Source organism: Breoghania corrubedonensis (assembly GCF_003053845.1).
In the GTDB taxonomy this organism is placed as follows: Bacteria; Pseudomonadota; Alphaproteobacteria; order Rhizobiales; family Stappiaceae; genus Breoghania; species Breoghania corrubedonensis.
This window is the reverse complement of record NZ_QAYG01000012.1, coordinates 54,153-72,238: the sequence shown is the minus strand read 5'-3', so window position 1 is coordinate 72,238 and position 18,086 is coordinate 54,153. Positions and strand designations below refer to the sequence as shown.

Below are 18,086 nucleotides of genomic sequence, written 5' to 3'. Positions count from 1 at the left end.
TCTATTTAAGATTCTCACTATAACTTATACTGATAAGCACCCCTTTCCGGAATCGGCTCCCTTGAGATGAGATTTAAATGACCATTCGGACGATCTACCTTCACATTGGCCGAGGGAAAACGGGAACCACTTCGATTCAAAGGTACCTAGCCCAGAAACGCGACACGCTCCTGCAGCAGGGCGTTCACTATATTAGGGCGGGCGACGTCAACAACGGCCTTGGACATCAGGATTTCGCCAAAAGCTTCATCGCCGAACCTCCCCGCCACATGATCTCCCCAGAGAACCCGGAAGACGTTCGCCAAGCGATCCGCAGCGAAATTGTCGCGTCCGCCTCGCCGGTGTTCCTCATGAGTTCGGAGAATTTCATTCTCGGCTCCCCTTATCGGATCCGAGACTATTTCCATGGCACGTCGCCTGAGATGGAGATTAAAATAATATTCTTCGCCCGCTCGCAGGACGAGGTGGCGGAGTCGGAATACAATCAAATACTGAAGGTTAAAAACGAGACATGTTCGTTTGATGAATACATCAATACCCAACTTGCAGGAATCGATTACCAGGCCGACATTGCTGATTGGGTCGAGTGCTTTGGACATGACAAAATAATCTGTCGCATCTTCGACGCATCGCGAAATGATATAGTAACGCAATTCCTTGCGTGCATTCCCGATATTGATCCGAACGGCCTGCCTACGGTGAGCGAGAGTACGGCCGAAGGAAAGACCAATGCCGCATTGGGGTTCAAGGCCCTGACCGCCATTAGGCTCGTCAATGGCACCAACAGCGAAAGCATGCCGCAATTGCGTCGGGAAATCGCGCGCGCGTTCCAGGGCTCCGACATCCCCGCTCTCTTGTTCGACAGCGACCAGGCACGCTCCTTCCGCGCGCGGTTTGCAAGCAGCAACCTCGCCTTCACGAAACGCTACATTGGCGAAGGAACGGCGGATCTCGGAGGCAGGCGCTTCAGCGATGAGGAAAGGGACGCGATCCGACAGCGGGTAAGAGACCTCCGTTTGACCGGGTCTTCCAACTCGCCATCCAGTGCCGGTACTAGCGGACCGGTCGCTTCCGCTCCCTCACAAAATGCCCGCCTCCCGAACAATGGACCGATGCAGATGTTCAAAGCCCTCGTTTCGAGACTTCCCGTGGTCCGAGACAAGTTTCCAAGCGTCGAGTTCCGCCTGCCCATAAGCCCGACGGACACCGACATGCGGATGGTGAGGATCTTTATGGAGTCGATCCAGGTGTTCGGCGGCCCACTCGCAAAGAGAGGGCGCTTCGTCTGTTCGGTCGGGGCGGATGAAGAGCCCTTCGACCTCAAAGCGAAGTATGAATGGACACGAGAGCGACCCATCGATTTCCACTGGGTCGATCGCAACACGTTCAGAAAATGGACCTACGACGCGACCGGATTTGACCGGCACCATATTGAATCAGACGCCGACGTGGTTGCCTTCGTGGATGCCGACCTGCTGGTCGCGGGGGATTTCGACGACATTCTACGCCAAGCCCACCAGACACAAACGATGCTCGGTTTCATCGCACACGTCTCCCCGTTCGGGTTTCAGCGCTTCCGCGGTACGACCAGTCAGGATTGGTGGCGCCGGATCTACGAAGCCGCGGGCCTTGCGATGCCCGCACTGACTTTTGAACATACGGGCTGGGGCCTGGACTGGGATGCGATCTTTGGCGACAAGCCTTCGCCCATCCTTTCCAACGATCCGGACCACCGATATTGCCCCCCCTATTTCAACTATGGCGTTGTTGTTGCGCCGCGGTCCCTCTTCGAAAGGGTCGGAGAGACATTTGTTGACGATCTGGAACGCGTCGGAACCGTGCTCAGCACTCCATATGGTTCACAGATCGCCAACTGCATCGCCATCGAGCGCCACGCAATTCCCTGCGAAACAATTCACTTGAACTACAATTTTCCGATGAATCTGCCCGGTGACGAAATCCGCAGGCTCCACCCGCATCCGCAGGGCATGGACAGCTATGAGGACGTCAGGATCTTCCATTACATCGGACAGCGGAAGAAATTTTCGAGCGTCGAAGCTCTCCAGGAACTTATGGACAGCACGGATCTCACCGGTGCCTGGCCGATGTTTCAGAAGCGATTGCGGGCGGTCATCGATCGTATTGATATCAAATAGAAAACCGCCCCAGACCGAAAAGGACTTTATCCAGATCGGCTTGAGACGGTTCGCTGGTTTTCACCGGTGCGATGCTCTCTTTCAGAGAGCGCTAAAGCACACTCTTCGCCGCGTTCGCTTGAACGCTGGAGACTCTAATGCTGGACGTCCAGTTGCCGCCTGAGCTCGATCAGCGAAGCTTCCAGCCTGGCCAGGCGTGCTTCCTTCTCGGCCAGCTTCCGGCTCATAGCCTTGATCGATGCGAGTGCAACGCCGGAAGTATCAATGGTTGCAATTTTCGACTCGCCGACCCCCGTTCTGAACAGGGCATAAAAGTCCTGTGCCATCGGGCCGATATGCCGTGTGTCAGGATCGGTCTTGTATGACCATTCGGCGATATCGAGTTCATCGACTTTGGCCAGGATGGCATCCTCGTCGACTTTTACGATCTCAGTCTTGAGGCGCCGGTCCGAGTTCTCCGTCAGAGTCCCCGCGATCGTCAGATTACCGTCTTGATCAAGCAAGGCTTCGGCGCCGCCACCGCCACTGTGAGTGAACAGCAATCTGCCAGTAGCGGCGTTCTCGTGGGTAATGAACCAGGAAGCGCTTGTGTTCGAGTTGGTCATCGTGATGAACGAACCACCGTTATTCTTCAGGGTCAGCAAACCGCGCCCTGCCTTCGTGGAACTTGCGTCCTCGATTTGAATGGCCGCCGTACCAGTCGTCCCGTAGACATGCAACGGCACCACTGGCGCATTCGTGCCGACGCCCACAAATCCCGACGACGTCACGATGAAATCATCGTCCGTCCCGACGCCGTTCTCGACCTGGAAAGGCCCATCGGGCGTCGCCGTGCCGAGGCCGACATTGCCGTTGGAGGCAATATAGAGGGAATTGTTCGGAGCGGCCGGAACGATCTTAAAGGGAATGCGGCCCGCATTCGTCGCATCGCGGACGAAGAAGTTCGTCTCGTTGCCCGCGACATCCCATGTCTGGGCCGAAAAACCGGCAGAACCGTCCTGCTCCAGGCGAAGCCCGGGGCTGTTACCGTCGCGCACATGAAGCTGCAATGCCGGCGACGAGGTTTTGATGCCGACTCGGCCGGCGGAGCTGAGATAGAGGAGATTGTTGGGCGAATTGGCGTCGATCCACAATGGCCTCTTCGAATTCGTCGAATCCTCGATCACGAACATATTCGCGCCGCCATTGCTGGTTTCGTTCGCGATCAGTCGCCAGTCGACATTCGGGAAAGAGGAAGATGAGCTCGTGTCATTGAAGAAGATGCGAAGGTTGTTTTCCTTCAAAACCAACGTGTCGAAACCGAAATTTTCTCCGTTCACACAATCAACGCCCACACACAGGCTGCCCTGCACGATCACATCATCGGCGAAAACCTGATCCGCCCGGGCGGCGCCGGTAACGAGCGCGGACGACATCAGCAGGCCTGCGGCCAGCCCCATTCCAGCAAGCTTGGTCATAGATATTCTCTCCTCCGGCCCCCGCCGGTCATTTGGTGTTTATTTTCGTCCATGTTGCCCCGTACCCCGGTCCGCTCCGGGTTTCAGGGCCCATTTTGTCCATCCGCGCCGCCGTTTGCCTCGTTCCAACGACATGGTCGGGCGCCTTCTGCGACGCTCACTTACGGTCGCGCCCAGCCGTGCGGGGCGCTCAGCGAGGGGGCGAGAGTGACGGCCCGCACCAGCTCCAACGTCGCGCGCAGCGCCCCTGATCTTCGGCTAGCGCTCCTCCTGCTCGGTGGGCTGGAAGATGACGCCCCCCTTCACAAGGAAAGAGCCGCTCGCCGCGACGCCGGCATAACGCTCGGTCCTGGCGGCATCGCCACGACCGTTGTCGAGTGAGGCGTGTACGACGATCCTCTTGGAGGTCGCAGCGGTAAGCTGATAGTTGTAGCGCCCGTCCTCGACCTCTCCGAATTTCCTGAGATTGATGACCGGAGCCGTGCGCTCGGACCGGGCAGAGACCGAAAATCCGTTCGGCCCGGTGATCGTCAACGTCACATTTCGGTAGTCGCCGCCCAGATCGAAACCGACTGTCGCGCCGGAAAAGCGGTTGGTCGCGATCAGGTCGTCGCTCTCGGCCAACGCCGCGCCTGACCAACTCCCCACCACCGCGATGACAAGGGCAGCCAGAACCGGTACGAACGATGACCGCCGCGGGGCGCCGGATACCTTCCGGCAACGCGATATGGCGCCAGCGTCGCCCTGCCGCACCTCAAGTATCAGGTCCGCGAAACTCCCGCATGTCATCACGCGTCCTCCTCATCGCTTCCCGGTAACCCCCGGCAAACACAACAAACCATGGCTCAGGCGGAAATGTCGCCCGCGAACAGGATCGACCAAACGCAGACGACGACAGCCCATCGTCGTCCGCACGAATCCATCCCTCGTGCGAAAACGTGACGGAAGTGTACCTGACGCGAACGCAACTGCCAACAATGTCTCTTAAGAAAACAATCAGAAGCACGCAGTCTAGTTTTCGCCCGGCAGGCAAAATACCTAGCCGTAATGCGTGTAACGCCCCGCCCCTCCGACACGACGTGCCTCTCAACGGGAATTACATCAGGAAAAAGCAGGGACGAACAGGATGTCCGGCGGCTCAATGCAAATGCTCATTCGAATTTTGATCCGGATTTTGGGGTGAACAAGAAACAAGTTCTTTTCCCTCTTCCGACGCACGCCCTCGCCGCTTCTTTCGACGGTCACCGTCACCGCTCGTCTGCGCTTCTTGCGGTGTCACCACCAGTTCCTGTTCGGGGCTTTTTCCAACGCCGCTTTGCGAGGTCCTGCGCCTCGTTGATCTGGCCGGCGGTCATGCGCGGGCGCAACGCGGCACGCAGCTGAGATGCTTCGGCGTGTCCGGCCGCGCTCGCCAGATTGAGCCACATGTATCCGGTCACGAAGTCCTGCGGCATGCCGAGCCCGCGAAAGCTGAGAAGGCCGAGATTGGTCATCGCGGGCACGAAGCCCCCCGCCGCCGCCTGCCGGTAGTAGCGCGCGGCGATGCGATAGTCGCGGGGAACGCGGATGCCGGCGGCGTGGACGTAGCCCAGGAGAAAGGCGGCCAGCACATCCCCGCGCGCGGCGGCGCTCTCGTAACTCTTCACCGTCCAGCCGCCGGAATAGGGCGGGGCGAGCCGGCTGTCGTAAACGGCATCGATCGCGGTCAGATCCAGTTCGGGCACGGCTGCGCTCTGGGCGCGCCCGCCACGGCGATACCACTCGAACGCCCTGGTTTCGCTCTGGGGTACGCCGAAGCCGTTGTCGTACATGACGCCGAGATTGGTCATGGCGGGCTTCAGCCCCTGTTCGGCCGCCTGTCGAAAAAGGGCGGCCGCCTTCGGGTAATCCTGCGCAACGCCCTGTCCGCGCACATACATCAGACCGAGATTGTTCTGCGCCTTGGCCTCGCCCTTGTCAGCGGCGGCGGAAAGAAGCGCCCGCGCACGCTCCGCATCCCTGGCGACGCCACGGCCTTCCAGATAGAGTATGCCGAGATTGGCCTCCGCTTCCGCCAGCCCCTGCGCCACAGCCTTTTCGTACCAGCGCGCGGCCTTCGCCGGATCGGGCGCGGTGCCGTGGCCGTTTTCGATCATCGCCGCGAGATCGAACTGATGGCGCGGGTCGCCCTGTTCGGCCGCCGCGCGGTACCATTTGAGCGCCTCTGCGAAATCCTGGCGCACGCCCAGCCCTGCGGCGTAGCAGACACCGAGCGCATTTTGCGCCTCGGCGTTGCCGGAGCGCGCGGCAAGGGTATACCAGCGGGCCGCGGCGGCGTAGTCCTGCGGCACGCCGGAGCCGCGATAGTAGATGCCGGCGAGCAGCAGTTGCGCCTCCACAAGGCCGGCATCGGCGGCCGGTGTCGCCAGCGCGACGGCGGCGGGAACATCGTTGCGCGCAAGCGCCGCTTCCGCCTCTTGCAGCGCGCTTGCGGGATCGGCCTGACCAAGGACCGGACCGGCCGACAGCCCGGCAACGAGCAGGCAAAGAGCAAGCGCCACGGCCCTGCCGCCACCGCCAGTCGGCGTCCGTCTGCCCGGATCACGCCTTCTTGTCGTGTTTGTCACGACCGCCATCGTACGGTTTTCCTCACCTTTCCTGGGACAGATGATCGGCGCTCCATTGCCGGGCCTGCCGTTGCGCCTCGCTCACCTGTTCCGGTGTCATGAGGCTTGCGAAAAGATCGCGGGACTTGATAGCCGCGCTGTTGCCGTCCGCCGCCGACAGGTTCACCCACTTATGAGCCTGGATGTAGTCCTGCTCCACGCCCTCGCCGCGCGCATAGAGAAGCCCCAGCTGAAGCTGGCAATAGGGATCGCCGCGCTCCGCTCCGTCGCGGTAGAGATCGAGGGCGCGTTTGGGATCGGGCGCGTTCCCCGCCGCCCCTTTTGCGAGGACATCGGCCAGACGCCCCTGCGCCGCCAGCACGCCGTCGTCGCTCGCCGTTTCCAGCCATTTCGCCGCAGTCGCGTCGCCGTCGAGCGCCGCCGCATGGACCCAACGCGCCACGGCAGCCCGATCCGTCACGCCATAGGTGCCATCGGCATAGAGTTCGCCGAGACGACGCTCGGCCGTCTCAAGCCCGGCGCGCGCGGCCAGCAGATACCACTGCTCGGCCGCCGCCTCGTTCTTCTTCACGCCCCGGCCTTCCGACAGCATCACCGCGAAGGCCGCCTGGGCACGCGGCAGCCCGGCTTCCGCCGCCTGATTGTAGAACTTGGCGGCGATAGCGTCGTCGCGCGTTACGCCCGTGCCGGTCGCATACATGTAGGCGAGGTTGGTCTGGGCGTTCGCGTCGCCGCCCTCGGCCGCGCGCGTGAACCAGACGAAGGCCTCGCCCGGATCCTTCGCAAGCCCGCCCTCGCCGGCGAAATAAAGGGCGCCCAGCGCGCTTTGCGCAGGCACGTAGCCGGCTTCGGCCGACTTGCGATAGAGCGCCAGCGCCTTCTCGTCATTGCGGGCAATGGCCCCGCCACGCGTGTAGTTCTGGGCAAGCGTGTATTGCGCCAGCGGCAAGCCCGCATCGGAGGCCATTTCCAGCCAGCGCAGGGATTCCGCCTCGTCCGCCGTCACGCCCTGCCCCTTGCCGAACATGACGGCAAGCTCGAACATCGCTTCGGCCACCCCCTGACGGGCAGACGCCTGCAGCCATGTGAGGCCCTTGAGCGGATCTGCCGGCACACCAACGCCGTCGCGATACATCTTCCCGATGAAGAACTGCGCCTGGGCGGCTCCCTTTTCGGCGGCCAGCTCGAAAAGCCTTGCGGCGGACGCAAAATTGCGGTCCACGCCCGCACCCTGAAGATAGAGTTTGCCCAGCAGGGTCTGTGCGTCGGTATTGCGCTGTTCCGCCGAACGCCTCAGCAGCGCCGCTGCGCCGGCAAGGTCCTGCGGCCCGCCCTTGCCACGCACCATCAGAAAGGCGAGACGATAGAGCGCCTGGGCGTTACCCGTCTTCGCCAGCTTTTCCAGTTCCGCGCGCGCAGTGGCAAAATCTCCGCGCCGGTAGGCGGCCTCGGATGCGGACATGTCCGGCGCACCACCATTGCCGGCATCGGCCGCTGTTCCCGCCATGCCTGCCGCCCCCGCCGGGGCCGCGTCCGGGCGCGGAGCATCACTCTGGCCGGCCGGCGCAACCGTGTCGCCGCCCTGCGGCTGCTGCGCGCGAACGGGCGCGCTCGCCAAAAGGCCCGCGACAAGCGACAGGGTGACAGGAAAAGCGGCCTTTCTCGCCACCCTTTGCGTCGTACGCAAGGCCGTCCACAGCTGCATGATTTCTCCTGACATTCTCATTCGATGACCGATCGCGGCCTGTTGTTCTCGCTCGCGAGCGCCTCGGGGGACGGCGGAAGCGGTTTGTGTTCGCGACGTAGCGGCTCAGTTCACGGTCTCGCCGTGGCGCACGATGCGATAGCGGGCGCCGGCGGGCAACGGACCGTCGAGGGTGGTCTCACCGCCATCGGCCCAATGCACCGTGACACTGTTCACCGCCTCGACCTCGCCGAGCCCGACATGGGCTTCGGCCGCATCGAACGACATGAAGCCGCCACCAAGCTGGATCTCACGTGTCCAGATCTTCTCGCCCGCCTTCACGACGACACGATTACCGATGCCGAAACGGTTGCCGACATGATCCTCGAAGTCGAAGACGATGGCATTGCCCGTTGTTGAATTGTTGATGAAGGCCATCACCGGCCCGTTGACCGGCTGAGTGATGAAGTCGAGATCGCCGTCGCCGTCGAGATCGATCCGCGTCGCCGCCGCCGTGATCAGATAGTCCTCAAGCCCGAAGGCGTTGCTCGCTTCCACGAAAGTGCCGTCGCCCCTGTTGTGGAAGAACAGGTTCGACGGGCTCACCTCGTTCGGCACCCAGGTGCCGTTGACGATGTAGACGTCGAGAAAGCCGTCATTGTCGACATCGGCGAATTTGGTGTCCCAGCTCCAGCCGCCGACATCGAGGCCTTCCGCCTCCGCCGTTTCCACGAAGCCGCCACCGGGTCTCGGCTCCAGCAGCACGTTGCGGCGCAGGATCTGCGGCACGGTCTTTTCCATCTCCGCTTCCGCCGGCTTGCGGAAGGGGCGGAAGTGGATCTCGCAAAGCTGGCGCGCCCGCGTGGCCCCGGCCGGGATCAGCTTGCAGATCGAGGGATCGCGGTTCTGAATGGCGAGATCCTTGACCAGCATCGCCTTGCATTCGGCCTGATAGCGTCCTTCCATCTCCTGGCACTTGCTCGCGTAGCCCGGATCGAAGCTGTGTCCGGACTTGTACCATCGCTTGATGGCCATGTTCTTTTCGCACACGGCCTTGTCCGCCTCGCGCTCGATCCCGTCGCAATACTGATCGAGCGACCGCATCTTCAGCTTTTTCGACACACCCGACGAGCGCCCGGCGATCTGAGCCGCATAGATCCCCGGCCGGCCGGTATTGTGCAGATCGGCGGTCTTCAGCGCCATGGTCGTGGTTGTCGTCATCGGGATCAGCCCGTCGGCGCGCGTGATCGCCTCTAACCCGCCGGTGCCGTCCCCCAGATAGAACATGTCCGGCATCTCGAAGTCGTTGCCGACCAGCAGATCCGCATCGCCGTCCGTATCGATGTCGGAGAAGAGGATCGACAGCGTCTCGCCTGGAAGGCCCGGCAGGTCCGCGTATTTCTCGCCGCTCAGAACCCCGTTCTCGTTGAAGACGATGCGGTTGCGTGCCTCCTCGCCGGGCACGGTGCGATACCAGCCCGCCGCCCAGTTGCCGAGTGCCACGTCAAGGTCGCCGTCGCGGTCGATGTCGGCGAAGCTTGCGGCCATGGTGAGGATGGCGTCGTCGCGGTTCTTGACCTGCGTCAGACTGGCTGCGTCGAAGCGGCCGTCCACGTTCTTCAGCACGTAGTTGCCATCCTGGTAGGTGGTCAGGAACAGGTCCAGCCAGCCGTCATTGTCGATGTCGACAAGCACCGCGTTGAAAACAGGCATTTCGGCGATCCGGCCGATATCGAAGGTCTGCGGCGCAAACCCGCCCTTGCCGTCGCCGGCGTAGAAGTGGAGCCCTTTTTCGGTGGAGGCGAAGACGAGGTCGGTTTTACCGTCGCGGTCATAGTCGCCGGCCGCAATCGAGCGGCCTTCCCAGAAAGGCGGCCACATGTCGGCGAGCGAGAACTCCGTGGGCTTATCGATGCCCAGATGCCAGGCTTCGGTGCGGGTGAAGGGTGTTTCGCCGGCCGGCGAGCGGGGCGCGAAGTCATGCTTCTCGATCACGATCCGCGCGCCGGGAACCGCCATCTCGCGAAACGGTGCCGCGCCGACATGCGCTGTCCCCGCCTCCTCCGCATGCGCGGAGCCGATCAGAGAGAATTCCCAGCCGGTCAGCATCCTCAATGCGCGCTCGGTCTGCCAGGCGTGATACTGCGATGCTCCGAAACCTGCCAGAATGCCGACGATGAAGATCGTCCCGCCCAGCAACAAGGCGGAGCGCAGCGATATCGCCGTCGCCACGATGAAGAACGAATAGACGGAGAAGATCCCGAGCGTGAACAGCAGCGCCATGACGTAGCCCGGCGCAAGTCCCGCCTGCATCAGCGCGCCGGAGGCGACAACGTCGAGACCGATCGGCACGGGCAGGAAAGTGCCGATGAGCGCCGCGCCGACGAGGCCGAAGAAACCGAAGCCGGCGTTTTCCAGCAGGCTGGCCGGCAACAGGCTCGCCACCAGCGCGCCCAGAAAGCCCGCCAGCAACATCAACGGTACGGTCGTCTTGACGATGAACCACAGGTTCAGCGCGTAATCCTTGATGAAATAGAGAATGGCCCAGACCACGTTTTCCTGGTCGGTGGCGCTGGTGTGCGGGTCGGGCGTCACGGCGGCGGCACGTTTCCCGATCGACGCCTGGAGCTGTTCCTTCGGCAGGAAGCGGCAGATGACGGGTACGGCGATGAGGATCATCACCAGCGACAGCGCGATCTTGGTCACCGCCATGTAGAAGGGAAAGAGCGAGAACAGCATCGTGAGGACGACGATGTTCAGCGTCGGCGAGGCGATCATCGCCGATAGCGTCGATTCCGCGCGCGCGCCTCCCGAGTAGAGCCCCCGCGCGATCGGGGCCGCGCAATTGACGCACACGCCAAGCGGCGCGCCCATGACGAGGCCCAGCGCGGAGTTGGCGAAACTGCCCTTGAAACTGTGCTTGCGGATATAGCCGAAGAGGGTGAGGAAGGCGGCGGCGAACAGGATCCCGAACGTCATGCCGCGCTGGTTGGTCTTTATCCAGTTTCCGGTCGACTTGGCGATGCGCTCGACCGTCGTGTCGTCGGGCGAGAGCGGGAACTTGGCCTCGAAACCGAGCGGATCCTCAAGCTGGATGGCCCCGCTCATCATGGCCTTTTCGTTCAGTGCCGGATAACGCGACTGCGTCCAGAACTGCACCGCCAGCACCGCGACCAGCAGCAATGCCAGCACGAAGCGTTTGCCGAACGGTTGCACAACGATGCGATCCATATTTCCCCCCTGCGTTCCGTTCGCGCCCCTCGCGCCGGCGGAAAAACCACCGGAAACCTCCCGACGCTTCGGTCCTCATGCCGAGATCCGGCTGCCATGAGCCGCGCCCGGGTCTCCCGGTCCACCCGGTTCAGCCCCGAACTGACGCAGATGCGCGCGCACCAAGTTGTCCAGACGACGCCCCATCGCATCGGATTCTGGTGTCGCACCTTAACGGCATACGTTTCGCACGCCAAAGAAATCAGGATTTAATTTTGGAATTTGAATTCTGCTCGCGCGGGGCGGCATCGGCACCGTGAGAACTACTTGGCTGACACCGCGATACCCGGAAATTCTCCAAATTACTGGACTTTATCACTCAGAGTGGATGAACAGCCCGATGTCACCGCCGCCACGCGCACCATCAAAACCCTCGCTCGCAAAGCAGGCGACGCCCGGTTACGGGCCACAGACGACATCAAGTCGCGCATGCCTTGCGTCGGCTGGATAGCCTGCCCGTGCGGTTCAGGCCTGGGAATAGAGCCAGTTCAGGCCGCGCAACTGGCGCGGCTTGTAGCCGTAACCGCCCATGAAGGCTTCGATATCCGCTTTTTCGTGCGGCCAGACCTCGATTATGCATTCGGGACGATGCTTGTCGATCAGCGTCTCCATGCCCTTCAGGGCCTGCAACTCGTGGCCTTCGACGTCGACCTTGACACACGAAATCCGCCGACCTTCCTCAAGGGTAAAACAATCCTCGATGCGCTCGGCCCGCACCGGGCACTGAGCGATCACATCGACGTTCGGCTTCTTCTGAATGGAATTTCCGGTCCCGAGGAAGTCGACCGGTCGGGGCAGGTTCATCACCACCTCGTCGCGCTCGTCGGATGCGGCGACAGGGAACACCTTCACGCGATTGATCAGGCCGTTGACCTTGAGATTGATGGCCAACCTCTCGACGGTACGCGGCATCGGCTCGAAGCAGTAGACATCGCAGGCCGGATTTACCCCGCAGGCGATCATCGCCATGCAGCCGGTATAGGCACCCACATCCAGGATCACATCCGCGCCCTGGCACATCCGCAGCCATTCGGTGACGATTTCGTCCTCGTAGGTTCCGGTCCAGAAATACTCCCAGGCCACGACATCGTCATTGGCGCTGAACATGACGAACTCGACATCTCCAGCCTTGCAGTCGACAAATCCGAAATATGGAAACTTGTGCTTGTATCGCTGGAAAGCATCCGGCATTTCATCGCCGCGCTCCACCGTCTGGTGATAGTCGTTCCTCTTGGCAACACTGTTATTGTTCAGAATATGAATATCACTACTTTTCATGCTGATCTCGCGTTGCCCGGAGGGACCGAGGAATGTCGATATTCCTGACAGCTTTCCCCAACCCTTTTTCCAATTTTCCCGCTTCGGAAGCAAGGCGCACACGATCGAAACCATGAGCGCGAGACACTTCCACACAGGCGTCGCACTTCACGCGACAACACACGCAGAACAGGACCGCGCGCCGCGCTCAGGCCTCCATGTGCTCCGCAAGGAACGCCCGAAACCCCTGTTTTTCCATCTCGAGAGAAAACTGGGAAGCGAAGTCGACCGCCGCGGCTTGCAAGCGCTCGCGCGCCTGCGGCGTCATCGCCAGCAACGCATCGATCTTCGCGAGATAGTCATCCACATCCTCGTATCCAACCGTAAGGGCCGCCTCCGCGGCCAGGTAGGAACGATTGCCGACCGCGTCGGAGCAGATCAGAATATCGCCTCCCGCCAGCGCCTCGATGCCGGGCAGATAGTACCCCTCTTCGCGCAGCGGCGTGCCGATGAAGGCGTCGCAGGCGTGGTAGGCGGCGCGCAGATTTTCCCAGGACACCCCGCGCGGAACGACCTCGAACTCCACCGGCAGACCGCGTGCTTCGCACGCCTCTCGCACCTTCTCGCCGAAATTCGACTTGAACAGGTTGTAGCCCAGCCGGAGCGTTCGGTTCGCCTTGATCGACGGGCGGCGGAAGAACTCGAAATCGAAGCCGTGGAAATTCAGTTCCAGCAACTCCTCGTCCGGCACCAGCCGCTTCACCGCGTCATAGACCTGATCGGTAATGCAGATCCGCGGCATGTTCTTCATCAAGAGGTCGCGTGCCATGCTCTTGTCGAAGAACACATTGTTGTGGCGCACGTTCTGGATCAGGTGGATGAAGCGGATATCTGGATAACCGAGAGCCTTGGCGCGCTCCAGCACCCGGTAGAAATCGCTCGGCAGAGAGATCATCACCATGTCGCCGTCGCGCAGGTCCGCGCGGTCGAGAAGCGTGAACTGGATCTCGTGCGGCGAGCGCTGGTAATAGGGCTTGGCCGTCAGCCCGGCGTTCGCATGCTGGTTCGTGTTCGTCGCGAACCAGACCTCGTAACGTTGCGAATCGGCATGGACGGCATAGTCCAGCATCTTGGCGATGCCGCCGACCTGCCGGTAATTCGGCACGACGATGAAGATTCGCGGCTTGGACGTCACCATGACAGCGCCCCTTCCGTCAGCATGCGGGTCATGGAGGAGCGGACCGTGTTGAGAGCCTGCTCGCAGGCGCCCGACAGCGCGTCTTCGACGACCGCCTCCAAAGCTTGCGCATCCGGTTCCGGCCCGAGCTTTCCCGGAAACACCGCATAGATGTCGTCGAGACCCGTTCCGGCGTTGTGATAGACCGGCGTGCCGAGCGACAGCGCATGGACGGTGCGGATTGAGGTCGCGAAGTTGCGTTCCTCACCCTGAAAGCTGCTGTCGACGAACAGGTGCGAACGGCCGACCACTTCCGCAGCCTGCCGGCTTGGCAGCATGCCGATGCGAGTCACGTTCTCCAAAACAAGAAGCCGGCTGACCGACTTGGCATGCTGATCCTCGATGCCGGCAATCCCGCCGTCGAACAGGAACAGGCCGCGACGATCCGGGTGTGTCTCGAAATAGTCTGCCAGGCCATCGAACGTGATGGCGTAGTTGGTCCACTTGTGGATCCGTCCACCGAAGGTGATCGTCGGCACGGAATACTTCACATGGGTCTCAGGCGAAAAGGCGAAGGGATTGAGGATCGGTTCACGGCCGTACTCCGCCCGCACATGGGCCTGAAGCTTCGGCGACGTCACGAGCACGGTGTCGGCGTGGTCCAAATAGACGCGCACCGCATCGAGGTACTTGTCGACGGCGGCCCGCTTGCCGATCTCGATGAGTTCGAGATCCTTGCGCGCGATGAAATCGAAGACGATCCGGTGCCGGTACGCCGCCTTGCGCACCTCGACGGGAAAATTCGCCTGCGTGAAGATGAAGACCCCAGGCTCGATGCGGTCGACGTAGTCGCCGAACTGCCCGTTGGGCACGAGCTGCAGATCGCGATGCGAATGAGCGAAATTCTCCGCTCCGCACGTCATGTTGAAGCGCTCGGCGAACATGACGAAGCGCGCCTCGTGCCCGGCCGCGCTTATCTGCTGATAAAGCTGACGGGCCCGCATGCCGGGACCGTTCGAGGTCGGCAGAATGCCCTGCGGAGGATTGTTGCAGACGATATAGTGGATCATGCCAGGCGCAACCGTATCAGGCTTTTCGACATTTTCTCCACCGAGAAGGCCACTTCGTCCGCAATCATCGGGTTCCGGACAGCGGCGTTGCGAAAGAGGGAGACGGTTTCGAGAATCGAGACACCGCTGTCGAAGAACACGAACAGCTCATCAAAATCGGCATAGTCGGCAGCCTGGTTCAGGGAGGACGGAGCGTCGATGACAGCCGCCGTCGCGGTGATCCCCATGTCCTCCTCGAACAGGAAATGCCCTGTCACGAGCCTCTTGAAGATCGGAACGGGCTCGCGCGAGCGGTAGCGCAGGACGTGGAACCCAGTCGCCATTATCGCGTCGACGGAAAAGAACCGCCGCGGCCGCTCCAGCCAGACGTCCAGCATACCGCCAGGCGCCAGGACAAGCTCCGGATCGTCGAAGAACTCCGCCTGCGCGGCGCGCAACGCGGCGCGTTCGTTTCCGTTCAACGGCAATTGGTCCCACACAAGCACCAGATCGCTCAGATCGGCCACGCCGCGCCCACCGCGATCCGACAGCAGGATGAACGTTTCCACATCGCGACGATCGCGCAGCACGTAGGCCTTGCGGCCGGAACCGTTGGCATCGAACCATGGCATCGGCACCGTCGCCAGATCAAAGATCACATAGGGCTCGGCCGTCACTTCCTTTTGCGCGGCAATGGCCTGCTGCCTCAGGAAACCATAGGCATCAGCCGTAGACGAAAACGACGAGAAGCGCTCGTCGAAGGCAGGCGATGGAGTCAGGCCGATTGCTTTCATCGCTTGGTGAGCCAATCGAAAACGCGTGAGAGGAACGGTTCCAGAACCTTGAGGAACTTGCCGTATCGGCCGGCCCGCATGCGTTCGGCGAACAGCCCGGCAACCTCACCGTCGCCCATTGCGCCGGAGCCCACCGGGCGAACCGGAGCGTTCTTCTCGCGGCGCTGTCCGCCAAGCCCCACTTCCAGGCGCAGCCGTTCGTATTCGGCATGGTCGGTCTTCAGAACGAAGGGGCGATAGGATCTGGACGTCGCCGCCTTGTCCGCCGACGCTGCCGGTGTGGCGCGCGCCATCAACTCTTCCCAGAGTTCCTCGCATTGTCGGCGCAAGGGGGGGCTGATAACCGGGGGGTGACGCATCGTCGCCTTGAAATGAGACTGGTCGAAGACACGACCGAATTCGATATCCTCCAGATCGAGTTCGAAGCGCTCGTTCACTTCGCGCACCGGCCGGCTTTCCTTGTTCAGCTGGTGCATGTCGACGACGAAGGACCGCTCGGGCGACTTCGATACGCATTCCAGGACGCGAGCCATGTGCAGCAGCCAGGAAGAGGCGCTGAGGTCGGGATTGTTGGCGATGCGCAGGTTGTGCTGACGGCCGACCTGTTTTGTGTCGGCATCGCGAAAGGCGCGCCGTTGCAGACTGTCGACGCAGAATTCGTAGTGGCGCAGCGGAACCACATAGACCGGGTTGCTGGCATGGGTGTCCCACAGATCCCAGAACAGGCAGGTGCGCGGATCCTTGAAGCCCCAGAGGCTGTTCTGCGCATCGCGATTGGCCAGGAGCCGCAGGACTTCCTTGTGATCCGGCGGCAGGTAGACCGGAAAGTACGGCGCGCTCGCCAGCCAGTTCACGCCCGCGCGCTGCAGCATCGAGGTGTGGAAGTTGACGATACCGCGATCCTCGAAATGCCCGCGATGGTTTGTCGGCGTCGCGCCCAGGAGATCGGAACCGACGAAAAGGCCGGCCTGGTTGAGGTAATCGGTGAATAGCGACGTGCCACTGCGATGAAAGCCGAGGATGATGATCTGCGTGTTCATTAAAATACGACCGATCCCAATGTTTCTTCCTCAACATGCAAATGTCTGACGTATTGGCAGACGATATGGGCCAGCATCTGGTGCGCATCCTCGACAAGGCCGTAGTTTTCCGCCGGAACGTGAAGCGAATGGGTCGCGAGCTCCTTCGCCTTGCCGCCGGAAAAACCGGTGAAGGCGATCGTCTCGAGGCCTTTCGCGCTCGCTGTCTCCAGCGCCTTCACGATGTTCGCAGAACTGCCGGAGGAGGAAATGGTCCAGAGGACGTCGCCCGGCCGTCCGCGCTGGGCGATGTGGAACGAAAACACCTCTTCGAACGCGATATCGTTGGCGATGGCGAAATTGAGCTCACCGTAGGAATTGAGCGAAGACAGCCGCACGGGCTTGCCGGTCGCAAGCCCCAGCAGCTTCACGTAATCGCAGGTCACGTGATTGGCGATCGCCGACGATCCGCCGTTCCCGCAGACAAAGATCTCGCGCCCCGCGTCGATGGCCGCCGTCAGACATGCGGCAACACCATCGATCTCGGCGCGATCCACGGCGGCGAGCGCCTCGGCGAACTGACGGGCATAGTCGCCCGCATAGTCGCCCGCGGACGCGTATCTTCTATCGGGGAAGCAATACCGCGTCATTCTCGACGACCTCCGCTCCGTCTGGCCAGAATCGGTATTCCAATGTGGGCAAGCCTACCTCTTTCAACCGTTCCTTGAAATTCTCATCGTGGAAGACGGCGACGAACCCGCCATTGCCGGCACCCAGAACCTTGCCGCCATAGGCGCCCATCGACAGGAGCTTGCTATAAAGCTCGTCGATCGAGTCCTCGCCGACATTGCTCGACAGCCGCTTTTTCAGTTCCCAATTGTGGTGAAGCAGCCGACCGCATTCCTTCGGGTCGCGCATGGTGACCGCCTCAAGCATGGCATCCACCATGGAGACGATCTCGCGTTGATTGTCCACGACGGCCTGATCGTCACGCAGGTTCCGGTTCTGCTCCTCCAAAGTGGAGTTCGCTCGCCGGGTGATCCCCGTGAAAACCAGCGATAGGTGCTTTTCGAGAAAGCGCCCGACCCGCACGCCGGAATGGCGTTTTGCGGAAACCGTGCCATCTGGATTGAAGTGGAGCGTGTTGTAGCCGCCAAGACAGACGGCATACTGGTCCTGCTTGCCGATCGGCTCGCCCAGTCGCTCGATCTCGATCCTGCAGCTGTAGTCAGCCAGATCCTCCGCGCCGATGGTCACCTCGTTGTAGGAGGCGAGGTTCAACGCGGTGGCCGCGGTGAAGGCGGATGACGAGCCGAGTCCGGTGCCGGCCGGAACGTCGGCAAAGGATGCGAAATCGATGAAGGGAACCGGATAGTCGCGCGCGATCTCGCGGATCAGCGGATGTTCGACCTGGTCAAGCGACGTCACTTCCTCCACGCGGCTGTAGACGAACCGATAGCGCTTGTGAAAGCTCGGATTGGTCGCCACGTAAACGAACTTGTTGATCGTGAAAGACAGGGTCTTGCCCGAAAAGCGTTCGTAGTAGGCAGGAAGGTCGCTTCCGCCGCCCATAAGGCTGATGCGGAACGGCGCTCGCGAAATGATCATGGTCGTCGC

The 18,086-nt window shown here is 61.6% G+C and carries 13 protein-coding genes; 1 reads left to right on the top strand and 12 read right to left on the bottom strand.

The genetic code is table 11. The annotated features are described in order from the left end of the window. Positions 1-77: 77 nt before the first annotated feature. Positions 78-2,156 (top strand): hypothetical protein, encoded by a 2,079-nt coding sequence (locus C8N35_RS21370; protein ID WP_107991769.1) that lies wholly within the window; start codon positions 78-80, stop codon positions 2,154-2,156. A 134-nt stretch (positions 2,157-2,290) separates the two neighbouring features. Here the strand turns inward: C8N35_RS21370 and C8N35_RS21365 are convergent, their stop codons facing one another. The 12 genes from C8N35_RS21365 to C8N35_RS21310 all read right to left on the bottom strand — a co-directional run bounded on the left by C8N35_RS21365 (position 2,291) and on the right by C8N35_RS21310 (position 18,077). Next, on the bottom strand, positions 2,291-3,613 hold the full coding sequence (locus C8N35_RS21365) for a tail fiber domain-containing protein (protein WP_107991768.1): 1,323 nt from the start codon (positions 3,611-3,613) through the stop codon (positions 2,291-2,293). A 258-nt stretch (positions 3,614-3,871) separates the two neighbouring features. Beyond that, positions 3,872-4,402 (bottom strand): hypothetical protein, encoded by a 531-nt coding sequence (locus tag C8N35_RS21360; RefSeq protein ID WP_107991767.1) that lies wholly within the window; start codon positions 4,400-4,402, stop codon positions 3,872-3,874. Positions 4,403-4,860: 458 nt separating this feature from the next. After that, on the bottom strand, positions 4,861-6,228 hold the full coding sequence (locus C8N35_RS21355; protein WP_107991766.1) for a tetratricopeptide repeat protein: 1,368 nt from the start codon (positions 6,226-6,228) through the stop codon (positions 4,861-4,863). A 13-nt stretch (positions 6,229-6,241) separates the two neighbouring features. After that, entirely contained in the window at positions 6,242-7,924 is a 1,683-nt protein-coding gene (locus tag C8N35_RS21350; protein ID WP_170122208.1) for a tetratricopeptide repeat protein, read from the bottom strand. A gap of 105 nt (positions 7,925-8,029) precedes the next feature. Then, positions 8,030-11,134 (bottom strand): FG-GAP-like repeat-containing protein, encoded by a 3,105-nt coding sequence (locus tag C8N35_RS21345; RefSeq protein ID WP_107991764.1) that lies wholly within the window; start codon positions 11,132-11,134, stop codon positions 8,030-8,032. Positions 11,135-11,638: 504 nt separating this feature from the next. Further along, positions 11,639-12,565 (bottom strand): FkbM family methyltransferase, encoded by a 927-nt coding sequence (locus tag C8N35_RS21340; RefSeq protein WP_107991763.1) that lies wholly within the window; start codon positions 12,563-12,565, stop codon positions 11,639-11,641. A gap of 73 nt (positions 12,566-12,638) precedes the next feature. After that, on the bottom strand, positions 12,639-13,628 hold the full coding sequence (locus C8N35_RS21335; protein ID WP_107991762.1) for a glycosyltransferase: 990 nt from the start codon (positions 13,626-13,628) through the stop codon (positions 12,639-12,641). After that, positions 13,622-14,677 (bottom strand): glycosyltransferase family protein, encoded by a 1,056-nt coding sequence (locus C8N35_RS21330; RefSeq protein WP_107991761.1) that lies wholly within the window; start codon positions 14,675-14,677, stop codon positions 13,622-13,624. The genes C8N35_RS21335 and C8N35_RS21330 overlap by 7 nt, the downstream gene beginning before the upstream one ends. Continuing rightward, the gene (locus C8N35_RS21325) at positions 14,674-15,450 is read right to left on the bottom strand and encodes a hypothetical protein (protein WP_107991760.1); all 777 of its coding nucleotides are present in this window, start codon (positions 15,448-15,450) and stop codon (positions 14,674-14,676) included. The genes C8N35_RS21330 and C8N35_RS21325 overlap by 4 nt, the downstream gene beginning before the upstream one ends. After that, positions 15,447-16,490 carry a hypothetical protein gene (locus C8N35_RS21320; RefSeq protein WP_107991759.1) on the bottom strand — a complete coding sequence of 348 codons (1,044 nt, stop codon included), beginning with the start codon at positions 16,488-16,490 and terminating at the stop codon, positions 15,447-15,449. The genes C8N35_RS21325 and C8N35_RS21320 overlap by 4 nt, the downstream gene beginning before the upstream one ends. Then, a complete protein-coding gene (locus C8N35_RS21315; RefSeq protein WP_107991758.1) occupies positions 16,490-17,119 on the bottom strand; it encodes an SIS domain-containing protein in 630 nt (209 codons plus the stop codon). Before C8N35_RS21315 ends, C8N35_RS21320 begins: the two co-directional genes overlap by 1 nt. Then, a complete protein-coding gene (locus C8N35_RS21310) occupies positions 17,094-18,077 on the bottom strand; it encodes a GHMP family kinase ATP-binding protein (RefSeq protein WP_107991757.1) in 984 nt (327 codons plus the stop codon). Before C8N35_RS21310 ends, C8N35_RS21315 begins: the two co-directional genes overlap by 26 nt. Positions 18,078-18,086 lie beyond the last annotated feature (9 nt).